At 60.5% G+C, this 16,188-nt stretch carries 12 protein-coding genes and 1 riboswitch; of the genes, 10 read left to right on the top strand and 2 right to left on the bottom strand.

Annotation, left to right across the window (positions count from 1 at the left end):
- Positions 1-16 precede the first annotated feature (16 nt).
- Together ung and N018_RS26125 are read right to left on the bottom strand one after the other, a co-directional pair.
- Positions 17-709, bottom strand: a complete 693-nt coding sequence (ung, locus tag N018_RS05535) for a uracil-DNA glycosylase (RefSeq protein ID WP_025389053.1) — start codon at positions 707-709, stop codon at positions 17-19.
- Positions 710-852: 143 nt separating this feature from the next.
- Entirely contained in the window at positions 853-1,224 is a 372-nt protein-coding gene (locus N018_RS26125) for a hypothetical protein (protein WP_195757183.1), read from the bottom strand.
- Positions 1,225-1,713: 489 nt separating this feature from the next.
- A riboswitch (guanidine-I (ykkC/yxkD leader) is annotated at positions 1,714-1,816 on the top strand.
- 63 nt (positions 1,817-1,879) lie between these two features.
- Here N018_RS26125 and N018_RS05525 point away from each other — a divergent pair.
- From N018_RS05525 to N018_RS05480, 10 genes are all read left to right on the top strand, one after another.
- Entirely contained in the window at positions 1,880-2,947 is a 1,068-nt protein-coding gene (locus N018_RS05525) for a putative urea ABC transporter substrate-binding protein (RefSeq protein WP_025389051.1), read from the top strand.
- A 27-nt stretch (positions 2,948-2,974) separates the two neighbouring features.
- Positions 2,975-3,790, top strand: coding sequence for an ABC transporter permease (locus N018_RS05520; protein WP_025389050.1), 816 nt, complete (start codon positions 2,975-2,977; stop codon positions 3,788-3,790).
- The gene (locus N018_RS05515; protein ID WP_025389049.1) at positions 3,787-4,569 is read left to right on the top strand and encodes an ABC transporter ATP-binding protein; all 783 of its coding nucleotides are present in this window, start codon (positions 3,787-3,789) and stop codon (positions 4,567-4,569) included. Before N018_RS05520 ends, N018_RS05515 begins: the two co-directional genes overlap by 4 nt.
- On the top strand, positions 4,566-5,291 hold the full coding sequence (locus N018_RS05510; protein ID WP_024645319.1) for an urea amidolyase associated protein UAAP1: 726 nt from the start codon (positions 4,566-4,568) through the stop codon (positions 5,289-5,291). The genes N018_RS05515 and N018_RS05510 overlap by 4 nt, the downstream gene beginning before the upstream one ends.
- An 11-nt stretch (positions 5,292-5,302) precedes the next feature.
- Positions 5,303-5,920, top strand: coding sequence for an urea amidolyase associated protein UAAP2 (locus tag N018_RS05505; RefSeq protein ID WP_024645320.1), 618 nt, complete (start codon positions 5,303-5,305; stop codon positions 5,918-5,920).
- 109 nt (positions 5,921-6,029) lie between these two features.
- Positions 6,030-9,731, top strand: a complete 3,702-nt coding sequence (gene uca / locus N018_RS05500; RefSeq protein ID WP_025389048.1) for an urea carboxylase — start codon at positions 6,030-6,032, stop codon at positions 9,729-9,731.
- A 34-nt stretch (positions 9,732-9,765) separates the two neighbouring features.
- On the top strand, positions 9,766-11,580 hold the full coding sequence (atzF, locus tag N018_RS05495; protein WP_025389047.1) for an allophanate hydrolase: 1,815 nt from the start codon (positions 9,766-9,768) through the stop codon (positions 11,578-11,580).
- 111 nt (positions 11,581-11,691) lie between these two features.
- Entirely contained in the window at positions 11,692-15,024 is a 3,333-nt protein-coding gene (locus N018_RS05490) for a dermonecrotic toxin domain-containing protein (RefSeq protein WP_025389046.1), read from the top strand.
- A gap of 42 nt (positions 15,025-15,066) precedes the next feature.
- Positions 15,067-15,303, top strand: coding sequence for a cysteine-rich CWC family protein (locus N018_RS05485; protein ID WP_025389045.1), 237 nt, complete (start codon positions 15,067-15,069; stop codon positions 15,301-15,303).
- A gap of 35 nt (positions 15,304-15,338) precedes the next feature.
- A complete protein-coding gene (locus tag N018_RS05480; RefSeq protein ID WP_025389044.1) occupies positions 15,339-16,031 on the top strand; it encodes a pseudouridine synthase in 693 nt (230 codons plus the stop codon).
- Positions 16,032-16,188 lie beyond the last annotated feature (157 nt).

Below are 16,188 nucleotides of genomic sequence, written 5' to 3'. Positions count from 1 at the left end.
GTCAGAAGCACTTCAGTCAGAGAGCCGGCAGTCGCCAGTCGATCGGCTCGATGCCGTTCTGCTCAAGGTATTTGTTGGTCCGCCCGAAATGGCCATTGCCCAAAAAGCCCTTATAGGCTGACAGAGGCGATGGATGGACGGACGTCAGCACCAGGTGCTTGGTGGCATCGACCAGTTTCTGCTTGCTCTGCGCATGAGCGCCCCACAACAGAAACACCAGATGCGGCTGGTGCTCACTGACCACCTGAATGATCCGGTCGGTGAAGTGCTGCCAGCCTTTGCCCGCATGCGACGCAGCGTTGGCGCGTTCGACGGTCAGGGTGGTGTTGAGCAGAAGAACGCCCTGATCCGCCCAGGATTGCAGGCAACCATGATTGGCAATGTCGATGTTCAGATCGCGCTTCAACTCTTTATAGATGTTGACCAGCGACGGCGGCGTCGGCACGCCCGGCTGCACGGAAAAGCACAGGCCGTGCGCCTGATTCGGGCCGTGGTACGGGTCCTGACCGAGGATGACGACCTTGACGTTATTCAGCGGCGTGGAATTGAGCGCGTTGAAGATAAGCGGTCCCGGCGGATAGATCTCCTTGCCTGCCGCATGCTCCTGGCGCAGAAACTCGCGCAACTGAGCCATGTAGGGCTGTTCGAATTCATCACGCAGGGCTTCTTTCCAGCTGGGCTCAAGCTTGATGCGGTCATCGCTAGTCATGGTTACATCCAGTAAAAACAATGCGCGGACACTAGGAAAGCCGGGCAGCAAAGTCAATGCTGGTCGCGCTATGCGCATTCAAGACGGGATGCAAAGCGTTCAGAAAGGCGTGCCGACGCGGAGCGTCGGCACGCTAGTGGGTGCTACCGATGCCCGCCGCGACCTTCGCCGCGTCCGCCTCTTCCGTGATCGCGACCATCTCGCCCGCCGCGTCCGCCATGGTCGTCCCAGCCGCGGTTGCCACGGTCTCCGCGGAAGCCGTCGTTACGCCCGAAACCGCCATTGCCACGAAAGCCATCATTCCTCCAGCCATAGCCTGGTGGGCGTCCTGGCTGGTAGTAACGGGGTACTGGCGGCGGCGCATAGTAACGCGGGGCCGGGGCGTAGTAGCGGGGTTGGCTGTAATAGCGCGGTTGAGGCGCTACATAAATGCGCTGCTCCTGATAGTAGGTGGAGCGGTAGCCATTGTCATACGCGTAAGCGCCACCGACGACTGTAGTCGGCTGCGTGTACACATCGGATTCGTAATAACCAGGGCCTCCGTAGCAACCAGCAAGGAAAAGGGTCAGCAACGTGACAAGCAAGGGTCTTCGATACATAGCGGCCTCCTGGACCGCGATTGGGCACAAACCAGCGACGCTGGTCGGCGTCCGCCAAAGCGGTTGGCGGACGAAAGATCAGACAGCGAAATGCACTTCTAGTGCCCTGAGCCCCTGGCCGGCAGGGGCTACCGATGATGGCGATATGAAACCAAACCGCTGCAAAACCATGCCGCACGGGACTGTTTCAGTTTTATACAAACATGCTACAAAACATTTCGAATCAACGGGCGCCCTCACGCTTCATTGCGGTGCAACGCCGCACCAGCACAAGGCAATTCCAGACTCTTCGAACGCTCGCTATTGGCAGCGGCCCCTTAAGACCGATGCTTCCAGCAAGTTGGCACAACTCTCGCTTGATAACAGGCGTGCAGGAGTCAACACAGGTTCGCGGCACCACAATTTGCAATAGCCGACTAGGGTTCCGGCTTGCCGACAGGCAAGTGGCTGGTCCGAGAGTTGGCGACCTCCAGTAGAGGTTACACGGCGGGACAAAAGCCCGGGAGACAGGGACACCAGTGGTGTCACGTTGCTCCTGGCCGCCTTTTTTCACTACTGGAGATTTCTCAACATGCAAAAGTCTCGTCTCTTCGGCCTGCTCACCGCAGGCCTGCTTGCTGCGTTGAGCCTATCGGCGAATGCCGCCCAGAAAGATCACTTCAACGTCTGCTGGACCATCTACGCAGGCTGGATGCCTTGGGAATACGCAGGTAGCCAGGGCATCATCGACAAATGGGCGAAAAAGTACGGCATCAAAATCGATGTCACTCAGCTCAATGATTACGTCGAATCCATCAACCAGTACACCGCCGGCCAGTTCGATGGCTGCACCATGACCAACATGGACGCCCTGACCATCCCGGCCGCAGGCGGTGTGGAAAGCACCGCGCTGATCGTCAGTGACTTCTCCAACGGCAACGACGGCGTGGTGATCAAGGGCGAAGGCAAGAAGGTCGCCGACCTCAAAGGCATGGACGTCAATCTGGTCGAACTGTCGGTGTCTCATTACCTGCTGGCCCGCGCGCTGGACAGCGTCAAACTCAGCGAAAAAGACCTCAAGGTCGTCAACACCTCGGACGCCGACATCTCGGCCGCCTTCAATACCGATGACGTGCAGGCGGTGACCACCTGGAACCCGATGCTGTCGGACATCAAAGCCAAACCCGGCGTCACCGAAGTCTTCAATTCCAGCCAGATCCCCGGCGAAATCATGGACATGATGGTGGTCAACACCCAAACCCTGAAAGATAACCCGGCACTGGGCAAAGCCCTGACCGGCGCATGGTTTGAAACAGTCGCGCTGATGAACGCCAAAAACGCCCAGAGCAAGGCTGCACTCGAACACATGGCCAAGGCATCGGGCACCGATCTGAACGGTTTCCAGGCGCAACTCGACACCACCAAGCTGTTCGCCACACCGAAGGAAGCGCTTGAGTTCGCCACCAGCAAACAGCTGCCTGAAACCCAGCGCAAAGTAGCTGAATTCTCGTTCGCTCACGGATTGCTCGGCGAAGGCGCTCGCGACGCCGATGCCGTCGGCATGTCGTTCGCCAATGGTGTAATCCTCGGCGACAAGGCCAACCTCAAGCTGCACTTTGACCCCAGCTACGTGCAGATGGCCGCCGACGGCAAGCTGTAAATCACGTTCAGTAGAAAGGTCATTGCCATGCGCTTGATAAACCGCCATCCGGATCGCGCCGGTCGCCTGATTCTGGTGATCCTGCCGTTCGCCCTGTTGCTGTTCGCCTATTTCATGGGCTCGGCCACCCGGCTTGCGGAAAACCCCACCGACAAACTGCTGCCCAGCGCCATGCAGATGGCCGATGCGGTCAAACGTGTAGCCTTCACCGCAGACGCCCGAACCGGTGACTACCTGCTGTGGCAAGACTCTGCGTCGAGCCTCAAGCGTCTGGCGATCGGTCTCGGGATCAGCGCCTTGCTGGGCCTTTGTCTGGGCATTGCGGCGGGCATTCTGCCGCTGTTCAACGCACCGTTGTCGCCGTTGTTGACGGTGCTGTCGATGGTGCCGCCGCTGGCGATCCTGCCCATTCTGTTCATCGTCTTCGGTCTGGGCGAGCTGTCGAAAGTGATGCTGATCGTAATCGGCATCACGCCGATACTGGCCCGTGATCTGGAGCAGCGCGCCCGGGAGATCCCGATCGAACTGCTGATCAAGGCACAGACGCTGGGGGCCACCACCTGGACGCTGATCCTGCGAGTGATTCTGCCGCAACTGCTGCCGCGCCTGTTGATTGCCCTGCGACTGGTGCTCGGCTCGGCGTGGCTGTTCCTGATCGCGGCCGAAGCCATCGCATCGACCGACGGCCTGGGCTACCGGATCTTTCTGGTCCGACGCTATCTGGCGATGGACGTGATTCTGCCCTATGTGGTGTGGATCACCCTGCTCGCCTGGCTGATGGATTGGGCCCTGAAAGCCCTGACCCGACGCGCCTTTCCCTGGTACGAAGGAGCCCGCGCATGAGCTTTATCCGTGTGCGTAACGTCTGGCAGCAATACGACGATCAGGTGGTGCTTGAAGGCCTGAATCTGGACGTCGCCGAGGGTGAGTTCTGCACCTTGGTCGGCGCCTCGGGGTGTGGCAAGTCGACCTTTCTGCGTCTGCTGCTGGGTCAGGAAACCCCGAGTCGCGGCTTGATCACGCTGGACGACAAGGCGCTGGCCAGTGAGCCGGATGCCAGCCGTGGCGTGGTCTTCCAGCGCTATTCGGTGTTTCCGCACCTGTCGGTGCTGGATAACGTCGCGCTGGGCCTGGAGCTGCCCCGCTCGCCGTTGCTCGGTCGCCTGTTCGGTCAGGCCAAAAGCCAGGCCCGTGAGCAGGCCGCGCACCTGCTGGAAAAAGTCGGGCTGAGCCATGCGCTGGACAAGTACCCGACGCAATTGTCGGGCGGTATGCAACAGCGGCTGGCGATTGCCCAGGCGCTGATCATGAAACCCCGTGTCCTGCTGCTGGACGAACCGTTCGGCGCGCTCGACCCCGGCATTCGCAAGGACATGCATCACTTGCTGCTGGACCTGTGGCGCGAGACGAAACTGACCGTGTTCATGGTCACCCACGACCTGTCCGAAGGCTTCAACCTCGGCACCCGCCTGCTGGTATTCGACAAGGTGCGCCACGACCCGCATGAACCCGGTGCGTATGGCGCACGCATCACATACGACATTCCCCTCAACAGCGAACGCCGCGCCGAGCGCGCCGCTATCGATTCGCTGATTACCGTTTCAGAGGAGCCCGTTCAATGACTGATTCGACCACGCTTTACCCGGTTTTCGCCGAAGAACTGCTGCCCGGTGGCGGCCATCGTTCGTTCATCCTCAAGCGCGGCGAACTGCTGCGCCTGACCGACCTGCACGGCAACGCCAACGTCAGCCTGACCTTGCTTAACGCTCGCGAAAAAACCGAGCGCCTGAACCTGCCGGACAGCCTCAAATGCCAACACACCGCCAAATTGAGCAACGGCCATTGCCTGTATTCGGACATGGGTCGCGTGCTGGCGGCCATTGTCACTGACACGTGCGGCTGGAGCGACAGCATTGGCGGTGTGCTCAACGCACAGGAGGTCGCTGAAAAGTACGGCCAGGGGCGCTATCAGGAACTGCGCAACGGCTTCTTCCGCAACGGCGTCGACAACCTGCTGGTCGAGCTGGGCAAATGGGGGCTCGGGCTGTCAGACCTGCTCATGACCCTCAACCTGTTCAGCCGTGTGGATGTCGACGATACAGGCACGCTGCACTTCGCCCCGAACAACTCGAAAGCCGGTGATTACATCGAGCTGTATGCGCCGATGGACACGCTGGTGGTGCTGACCGCGCTGCAACACCCGATGGACCCCAACCCGGAATACGCGCCGCAGCCGCTCAAACTCAGCTGGATGAAAGCCGACGCCAGCGTCGCCGAGCACTGCCGTACCTCGCGCCCGGAAAACGAGCGCGGCTTCATCAACACCGACCGCCTGTTCGCCTGAGGAGCCTTGCCATGAACTCACCTACTAACCTGTGCTGCGACGCGACCATCCCGGCCGGCGAACCCTTTCTGGCCGAGGTCAAGGCCGGGCAAACCGTGCGCATTCTCGATCTGCAGGGCAATCAGGCGGTCGACACGCTGTTTTTCAACCTCGCCAACCCGCGTGAACGCTACGACGTACAACGCACCTTGCGCCGCCAGAACAGCGTTTACCTGACCACCGGCAGCGTGCTGTTTTCCAACCTCGGCCAGCCGATGCTGACCATCATCGATGACACCTGCGGTCGCCATGACACGCTGGGTGGCGCGTGCGCGCAGGAGAGCAACACCGTGCGTTACGCCTTGGAAAAACGTTACATGCACAGCTGCCGCGACAACTACCTGCGCGCCTGCCTGCATGACGGCCGCCTGAGCAAAGCCGACATCGGGCCGAACATCAACTTCTTCATGAACGTGCCGGTGACAGCCGACGGCGGCCTGACCTTTGAAGACGGTATTTCCGCGCCCGGTAAATACGTCGAGCTGCGTGCCGAAATGGACGTGATCGTGCTGATTTCCAACTGCCCGCAGTTGAACAATCCGTGCAACGGCTACAACCCGACGCCCGCACAGTTAGTGATTCGCGACTGACCCGGCGACCGCCCTCAGCAACGGACGACCGTTGCGTAGCCAGATCAATAGCGGGACGGCCCGCTTCCCATCACGAAACCGAGCGCGACTGGGTTTCCGGGGTTATGCCATGTTCGAAAAACTGCTGATCGCCAACCGTGGCGCCATTGCCTGCCGCATCCTGCGGACCCTGCGCAGCTTGCAGGTGAAAGGTGTGGCGGTGTATTCCGAAGCCGACGCCGCCAGCCTGCACCTGATGCAGGCCGATGAAGCCCACAGCCTGGGCGAAGGCGGCGCGGCCGGGACGTACCTGGCGGTGGACAAGATCCTCGCCATCGCCAAAGCCAGCGGCGCCAAAGCCATTCATCCCGGCTACGGATTTCTCTCTGAAAACGCTGGGTTCGCTCAAGCCTGCGAGGACGCCGGTATCGCCTTCGTCGGCCCGACGCCCGAGCAACTGCGCGTGTTCGGCCTGAAGCACACCGCCCGCGCACTGGCGCGACAGCATGGCGTGCCGCTGCTGGAAGGCACCGAGCTGCTCGACAGCCTGGAATCAGCCATCTCGGCAGCGCGCAGCATCGGCTATCCGGTGATGCTCAAAAGTACTGCGGGTGGTGGCGGTATCGGCATGCGTGTGTGCCGCAGCGCCGAGGAACTGGCGGACTCGTTCGAAGCAGTCAAACGTCTGGGGCAGAACAATTTCAGCGACGCCGGTGTGTTCATCGAGAAATACATCCAGCGCGCCCGCCATCTTGAGGTGCAGGTGTTCGGCGACGGCCAGGGCGAAGTGCTGGCCCTCGGTGTGCGCGACTGCTCGGTGCAGCGCCGCAACCAGAAAGTGCTGGAAGAAACCCCGGCCCCCAACCTGCCTGACGGCATGGCCGATGAGCTGTGTGCAGCGGCAATCAAGCTGGCCAAAGCGGTCAATTACCGCAGCGCAGGGACCGTCGAGTTTGTCTTCGACAGCGAGGATCAGCGCTTCTATTTTCTGGAAGTGAACACCCGCTTGCAGGTCGAGCACGGCGTCACCGAGCAAGTGTGGGGGGTCGATCTGGTCAGCTGGATGGTGCAACTGGCCGCCGGCGATCTGCCGCCACTCGATCATCTGCAAGCCGGTCTGAAACCGGTCGGCCATGCGATTCAGGCGAGGTTGTACGCCGAAGATCCGGGCCGCGATTTCCAGCCCTGCCCCGGCCTGCTGACGGCCGTGAACTTTCCGCCTGCCGATGGCCGTGCGCTGCGCATTGATACCTGGGTTGAGGCCGGGTGTGAAATCCCGCCGTATTTCGACCCGATGATCGCCAAGCTGATCAGTTGGGCACCGAGCCGCGATCAGGCCAGCGCCGGGCTGGCTGCCGCGCTTCACGAAACGCGTCTGTACGGTGTGGAGACCAACCGCGATTACCTGCGCCAGATCATCGACGACGCGCCCTTCGCCAGCGGCCAGCCGTGGACACGGTGCCTGGAGGGTCTGGTGTATCACGCTGACACCTTTGAGGTGCTGAGCGGCGGTACGCAGACCAGCGTTCAGGATTATCCGGGACGACTGGGCTACTGGGCGGTCGGGGTACCACCATCCGGACCGATGGACAGTCGCGCGCTGCGTCAGGGTAATCGGTTGCTGGGCAATGCCGAAGGCTGCGCCGCGCTGGAAATCACCATGAGTGGGCCGCTGCTGCGCTTCAATACCGATGCGGTGATCGCAGTGACCGGCGCGCCAATCCCGATCACGCTGGATGGCGAAGCGTGCGCCATGAACACCGCGCTGTGGGTGTGCGCGGGTTCAACCTTGTCGCTGGGCACTATCGCGGGAGCTGGCGTGCGCAGTTACCTGTGCGTGCGCGGCGGGCTGGACGTACCGGATTACCTGGGCAGCAAAAGCACCTTCACCCTCGGCCAGTTCGGCGGGCATGGCGGCCGGGCCTTACGGGCCGGAGACGTGCTGCATATCGCGCCATTGATTGACCGCAGTGCGGGGCAGCGGATTGCCGATGATGAGCTGGGCGCGCTGAAAGAAGTTCGCCAGTTCAGGGTGATCTACGGCCCTCATGCAGCGCCGGAGTATTTTACCGAAGCCTACATCGAGACCTTTTTTGCGACTGACTGGGAAGTGCATTTCAACTCCAGTCGCACCGGCGTGCGGCTGATCGGGCCCAAGCCTGAATGGGTACGCGCCGATGGTGGCGAGGCTGGTTTGCATCCCTCCAACATCCACGACAACCCGTATGCGATTGGCGCAGTGGATTTCACCGGAGACATGCCGGTGATCCTCGGCCCGGACGGGCCAAGCCTGGGTGGATTTGTCTGCCCGGTGACCATCATCGAAGCGGATCTGTGGCAATTGGGGCAACTGAAGGCTGGCGACAAGGTCCGGTTCACGCCGGTGAGTGTCGAGGCGTGTCATGCGGCAATGGCCGCAGTGTTGCCACAAAATATGCGAAACACTGATGCCCGTGGGAGCGAACTTGCTCGCGAAGGCATTATTCAAGACGCAGAAAATGCATCGCCTGTACCGGCCTCTTCGCGGACAAGTCCGCTCCTACAAGGTCCCGGCTCGCTCCCACATGAGGCGGCCCGCCTGCGCACTCCGATCATTCTCGATATTGGTCAGGACGACAAACGCCTGGTTGCGCGACTGTCCGGCGACACGCATCTGCTGCTGGAAATCGGCGCACCGGAACTGGATCTGGTGCTGCGCCTGCGCGGCCATGCGTTGATGCTGGCGCTGGAAACCAAAGCCCTGCCGGGCGTGATCGACCTGACACCGGGCATTCGTTCGCTGCAGGTCCACTACCGCCCCGAACAACTGCCGCTTCAACACCTGCTCGACATCATTGCCGGAGAATGGGACGCGGTGTGCGCAGCGAAAGACCTGCAAGTCGCTTCACGCATCGTCCATCTGCCTCTCTCATGGGATGACCCGGCCTGCCAACTGGCCATCGAGAAATACATGACCACTGTGCGCAAGGACGCGCCGTGGTGCCCGAGCAATCTGGAGTTCATCCGTCGCATCAACGACCTGCCCAACCTTGATGAAGTGCAGCGAACAGTATTCGATGCCAGCTATCTGGTCATGGGGTTGGGCGATGTCTACCTCGGTGCACCGGTCGCCACCCCGCTGGACCCGCGCCATCGGTTGGTGACGACCAAGTACAACCCAGCGCGTACCTGGACGGCGGAAAACTCGGTCGGCATCGGTGGCGCTTACATGTGCGTGTACGGCATGGAAGGCCCCGGCGGTTATCAATTCGTCGGCCGCACGTTGCAGATGTGGAATCGCTATCGCGACGTCGCCGCGTTCGAGGGCAAACCCTGGCTGCTGCGCTTCTTCGATCAGATCCGCTTCTACCCGGTCAGCGCCGACGAACTGCTACGCATCCGCCGCGATTTCCCCTTGGGCCGCTTCGATCTGAACATCGAACACAGCACCCTGAACCTGGCCGATTACCAGGCCTTTCTGACGCGCAAAGCCGACGGCATTGCAGCGTTTCGAGCCCAGCAACACGCCGCCTTCAACGCCGAGCGCGAACGCTGGATTGCCACCGGCCAGGCTGATTTTCAGAGCGATGAAGGCGTCGCACCTTATATCGAAGAATTGCCCCTGCAAGCGGGCCAGCAAGGCGTCGACAGCCACATCGCAGGCAATCTCTGGCAGGTCCAGGTACAACCCGGTGAGCGTGTCGAAGCAGGCGATGTGCTGGTGATTCTGGAGTCGATGAAGATGGAAATCCCGCTCCTCGCCCCGGTCGGTGGCGTGGTGCAGGAAGTCCGGGTGCAGCCCGGCTCTGCAGTACGGGCGGGGCAACGCGTAGTGGTGCTGGCAGCAGACTGAACTGATCAATTTTCTATTTCGAGGGAATCCTGTCATGAACGACACAGCACTGCCGAACAACCTGCGTCTGGACAGCGTGCGCGCGGCCTACCAGTCTGGCCGTCTGTCACCCCGCCAGTTGATCCTGGCGCTACGGGAAAAAGCCGCTACGCTCAATCCCGGCTATCACCTGTTTATTCATCTGCTCAGCCCGGCCGAGCTGGAACCCTACCTCGCCGCGCTGGAAGGGCGCGATCTCAAGGATCTGCCCCTTTACGGCGTGCCCTTCGCGATCAAGGACAACATCGATCTGGCCGGTATTCCAACCACCGCTGCCTGCCTGGATTACGCCTACACGCCAGAACGCTCGGCGACCATCGTCGAACAACTGATCGCGCTGGGTGCAGTGCCGATGGGCAAGACCAACCTGGACCAGTTTGCCACCGGCCTGAACGGCAGTCGCTCGCCCTACGGCGTGTGTCCCAACAGCGTTCTGGAGGCGTATCCGTCTGGCGGCTCCAGCTCCGGTTCATCGTTGGCGGTCGCGCTGGGGGTCAGCAGTTTTTCCTTGGGCACTGATACCGCAGGTTCGGGGCGAGTGCCCGCGGCGCTGAACAATCTGGTCGGCATGAAGGCCAGCAAGGGGCTGATTTCCACCGCTGGCGTGGTCCCCGCCTGTCGTACGCAAGACTGCGTGTCGACTTTCACCGCCACGGCGAGGGAAGCCAGCCAGTTGCTGGGACTGGTTGCGATGGTTGACCCGCGCGACGAGTACAGCCGCCGCAATCCGCAGTGGAATGCTGCCTCCGCGTTCGGCACCCCGCGCCCGTTCCGCTTCGGCGTGCCACGTGCCGAAGACCTGGAGTTCTTCGGCTGCATTGAAGGGCCATTACTCTTCAGCGATGCCATCGACCGCATGACGGCGCTGGGCGGCGAAGCGGTTACCGTCGACCTTTCACCTTTTCTGGAAGCGGCGCAATTATTGTACGAAGGCCCGTGGGTGGCCGAGCGCTACAGCGTCGTCGGGCAATTGATGGAAGAAAATCCCGACGCCGTGCTGCCGGTGATTCGTGCGGTACTGGCCAAGGCGCCCTCGGTCAGCGGCGTCGAGACCTTTCGCGCGCAGTACCGCCTGCAAGCGCTGAAAGTGATTTGCGACCAAGCGCTGGAAGGGCTGGACTGTGTGGTGACACCGAGCATCGGACGCCCGGTGACTTCGGCAGAACTGAGCGCCGAACCCGTCCTGCGCAACTCCGAGCTGGGTTACTACACCAACTTCGTCAACCTGCTCGACTACGCCGCCATCGCCGTGCCCAGCGCATTCATGGACAACGGCCTGCCGTGGGGCGTAACGCTGTTCGGCAGAGCATTCACCGATCACTATCTGCTCAGTCTGGCGGATGCCTTTCAGCGCCAGACCGCCCTGCCGCTGATTGGCGGTGACAGCCCTGTGCCGCCTGCTCCTACCAATACCGCTGGCAATGACATGGCCCGCGTGGTCGTGTGCGGCGCGCACCTGGACGGTCTGGCGCTGAACTGGCAGCTCCGACAACGGGGCGGCCGGTTGCTTGAAACCACGCAAAGCTCGCCCGATTATCGTCTGTATGCATTGGCTGGTGGCCCGCCGTTCAGGCCCGGTATGGTGCGCGTGACCAAGGATGGTGTGGCGATTGCCGTTGAAATCTGGGAGCTGCCGAGCGCCGAACTGGGCTCGTTTCTGACCGGTATACCGGCACCGCTCGGGCTGGGCAAAGTGCAACTGGCCGATGGTCGCTGGGAAAGCGGCTTCATTTGCGAAAATTATGGGCTTGAAGGCGCTCGCGATATCAGCCACCTCGGCGGCTGGCGTGCTTACCTGCAACAGCAATGATCGAACAGGTGGCATGACAGCGTCATGCCACCTGTTTCGCGATAAATAGTTATGCCGTATTCAGACACGTCTCCCGACATAGTGAGCACCCACTCACGTTGACCGGCCGTCATGAACCTTCTCTGGAATCCGTTTCGCCAGGACGCTGTATTTCAACCTTCCTCGTCCCTGCTGGAGCTGCCGGGTATTCTGCGGCCCGAGTACAGCAGCACAGGACACGACACACTCAACGCCACACAGCCGTTTACGGTGCCACCGTTCCATTTTCCGCACTCTGAACATCCAATCCCGCTGTTGACTGAAGAGCCCGAGCCTGAAGAGAAGGCTGCGGACATCGAACGCCAACTCGACGCCCTGCGCACAAGCCCCGGCTTCCCGCTGATTGCAAACTCGGCATTGCTCCTGAAAGCCTGCCAACTGGACATGGACTTCCCACCGTCCCGTCACCATTACGCTCGCCAACAAGTGATCAAGCTGCTCACAGAAAAGACTGGCAAAACACTGGACCCGGACACGCTGATGATCACCTTCAGCACCGAGAACCGACCCGCCGTGGAGGACGACGGACATGAGCATTACAGCGCTCACCTGTCGCTGACCCAGGTGGCACTGGCCACCTTCGAACCGGCGCGCTTTGTAGCCTTGTATCGCAGCGACATCGCTGACACGCCTCTGTCTGACCAGACACTCTCACTGAGCACGGCGCAAGTGTTCAAGTGGATCAGCGAACTGCCTCTGGATCGCGATTACAGCGCAACAATCGACGCTTTCCGGGCTCGGCATGCAGCCACCTTTCGCACGTTGTCACGGTTGAGTTTTCTGGACACGCTGACCCGAAAATATGCCCACAGGCACATCAGCCGGGATGGCTACTTTCTGGCACTGGATGCCTTGGGACTGAGCGTTTTCCCTGCCGACGCAGAGGCACTGGAACAAAGCGGGCGCGGTGAGAAATCAGAGGTGCGGGTGTTATCACTCGGCGGCGAAACATTGCCAGGTATTTTTCAGGTCAGGTCAAAAACTACCTCACACTGCTTCATTCACGTGCTGGGCGCAAAGGGCAACGTCATCGAGTACATCAGCGATGATCCGCAGTATATGACCGACAGGCTGCTGGCGGCCGTGAACGCCTCGGGATTGTATGGCCACGCAGTGCATGCACTTGATCAGGAGGCGCGCCTTGTTGCCGATGCCGTACTGATCACAGGAGACCTGTTCAGCGAACTGACCCGGGTATTACTGTCCAAGACTTCGTCCAGCGGCGACATACGCCAAGACATCGAACGACCTATTGCACGCAGCCTGACGCTGGCAGGTGCCGTGGACCTCTGGCAGGCAGACACCAGCATTGTGCAGCAGATACCGGTCGCGCCCAGAATGGCTGCTCAGGTAATGGCGGCTTATCTAAAGGACCACCATGGTCTGACGCTAAACCCTGACCATGTGTTTATCGCCTATCAGCCAGGAAGCTCAATCAGCCCGCTCGGCAGCGCCCGTAATCCGTCTCCGTATGTTCATACCCCTGACGAAAAACCGATCAGCCTGAGCGAAGCGCTGATGAACAACTATCGCGTGGATTACCCACAGGGCTACGTTGATCACGATGGCAGTACGGTGGTCTTTCTCGACACCACCGGCAAAGGCGAAGGGGACCAGAGCCAGTTGCTCGCAGTCCCTGCACAGGTGCTTGAGGACTACATCAAAGCATTCGGTTTTCTGTCCTGGATGACCCGGCGCATTGACGATTTCTGGAAGCAGCGCAAGACGGAGATCGAACAGGCATTTCTGGCGACGTTCATCACCCAGGCATTGATCAGCCTGAAGCGTGGCCATCTCAAGCGCAGCGGCTTTGATCAGGTCGTGGAAGCTCTCGCACCAGCTGCGCAGAACCACTGGCGGACACTGGGCTTTTTCGTTCAGGGCTCGCTGATCGATGGCATGGAACATCAGCACACCGGGCTGCTGGTCATTGACCAACCGGGCAGACCGAACGTGCTTTATCAGGCAGGTCATCCCGACGCCTTCATCGAGTTCACAGACAAAAAAGCACTTGAGCACTATCTGAATCAGAAAACAGCGCAGGCCGATTGGCGTGAGGCCGTGATGCACTATGTACCGATCCGCCATCACCAACGCCTGGACTACCTGTTCAGGTTATGGGGCGGAGTTCAGGCCCCGAGCCCGCCCGCTTCCATCCTGCGTCCGTGGACCGATGCGTTGTATAACCCTGACACGCGAAAAGCCATGCACCATTCACTGTGCGAAAAAAAGCTGGAGGGCTCGCCATTTGCCTTTCTCCATCAACTTCTCAAACACAATGCGCTGAATGATGCCGAAGAGCGGATCGTGACGTCTACACAGGTTTCGCTGGCATACTGGACCGCTCGCCTGCAACATCTGCAACGCTTGCTGGTGCCCATGTCGCTGCTGCTGACACCGGCCTTCGTTGCCACACTAGCGACGGAAATCGGCATCACCTCACTGAGTATTGCCGCGACCCGTCTGCCGGGCAGTCGCTACGCGGAAAAAAACCAGGCGCTTCTGGCTGCGCTATCAATGGGCTTGATGCAGTTGGGTATACAAACGCCGAGGTTGTTGCGCACGCTGAGCCGAATCGTGAAACCTGTCGGGCACACCACGCGGGTTGCCGCCGGATCGCTCGCTGGACTGCGGAGCATCAACCCGATACGCCAGCGCTTCATGAAGCCGCGTCAGACCCGGCTGGAGAAGTTCTTTCATACCGATGCATTGCTCAAGCGCTGGAGCATTGCCGTAACTGCAGCACCGGGACTGTTACCCGTACATGCCTGGAAACTGGGCCGCAGGTTTCTATTGTGGACATCCGACCGGGGCCAGGCGCGAACGCTGGTGGTCAGCACCCATGGGTACTACATGCCGTGGACCGCAACGGTGAAGATACCCAACGGCACAGAGATCCGCACTTACGCACCTCATGGTTACGAACTGATAGACCCGACACTGCATCGCATCGTCAACCGGACTGCCCAACCATTCGCAATCTCCACCACGGCTGAAAACATGCTGCTTCCGCCGCCACCACTCATTGAATCAATACCGATCACCAACAAGTTCATCGCCGGCACGTCGCTCCCCGGCAGGCTGAAAAACTACAGCCTGTCCAAGTTCCAGACCATCAGAGATGAGCCCTACGAAGAGATCGCGCGGGTTGTGCGCAACTCGAATGCCTTGCCATTCAAGGGCTGGCTGCCGCCGACACCGATGGACGTGTTGACGGTGCGCAACCGCTTCGGCATGCCACCTCCGTCACTGGCCGATCTGTTCAGCAGCCTGTCGATTCAAGGCATCCATTACGACCGAATATTGCTGGTGCACTGTCGATGCGCAGCAATATCGGCAGCGTTGCGCCGCGCCCCGGTCTATCATGCTCCGGCAGCGAGGCCAGTGATAACCCAACTGGCCTGACCCGACTGCCCCCTGATCATCGAGCACGCTACCGGAACCCGCATGACAACTGCCCTGACCGACACCCGCCTCTGCCCTGTGTGCGGCTTCAGCAACCAGTGCAGCCTGGCTGACCCGCGTGCTGCAGATCAGCCCTGCTGGTGCTTTTCGGAAAACATCGACCTGGCGTTGCTTGCCGCCCTGCCGGAGGACATCCGCAATAAGGCGTGCCTGTGCCCACGCTGCGCGGGGATTATCGACATAGCGCCTGAGCAACCGTCCCGCCCGATCACAGAGTAAGATATACCTCCCGTCCGCCATGCATCGCCGTCTTCATGCGTCTTGATCGCTTCCTCAGTAACCTGCCACGTTTCAATCGCAAGCATGTGCGTCTGGCACTGGCCAGCGGCCGGGTGAAAGTGGACGGGCTGACAACGTGTGATCCGCACCATGAAGTGCGTGAATTCAGTTGCGTGGCATTCGACGACGAGATCCTGCAGCCTGGCAAGCTTGCGCACTACTTCATGCTGCACAAGCCTCAAGGCTGTGTCAGCGCCACGGTCGATGCGCAGCATCCGACGGTAATCGACCTGCTGGATGAGCCTGACAAGCACGAACTGCACATCGCCGGACGACTGGACTTCAACACCACCGGGCTGATGCTGATCACCAACGATGGTCAATGGTCGCGGCGTCTCACCCAGCCGCAGACCCGACTGCCGAAAGTGTATTACGTCGAGACCGAGCAGATCATTGACGAGCGCTACGCGGCCAGCTTCACCGAAGGCCTGTATTTCGCTTTCGAGAACATAACCACCCAACCGGCGCAATTGACCTTGCTGGGGCAGCGCAGCGCACGATTGAGCATCACCGAGGGCCGCTACCATCAGGTGAAGCGGATGTTCGGCCACTTCGACAACAAGGTAATGAAGCTGCATCGAGAATGCGTCGGCGATCTGCTGCTGGACCCAACGCTGATGCCGGGTCAGTACCGTGCGTTGCACGCCTCGGAAATCAGCCTGTTTTAAGCCTCATGACCGTCTGGCGGATTGCGCGGAGATGCACGAGCGGTCACTTGCGAGATGGCGGATCGCCTGCTTGAATCGAGATATCAGCGCAAACGCGACTGACCCGCTACCTTCCTATTCCAAGAAATTATTTGTCATGCGCGCCACTGGCCCACGA

Origin of the sequence: Pseudomonas syringae CC1557, from assembly GCF_000452705.1 — a bacterium.
GTDB lineage: Bacteria > Pseudomonadota > Gammaproteobacteria > Pseudomonadales > Pseudomonadaceae > Aquipseudomonas > Aquipseudomonas syringae_F.
Note: the sequence above shows the minus strand (reverse complement) of the source record. Positions and strands in the feature narration are given on the sequence as shown.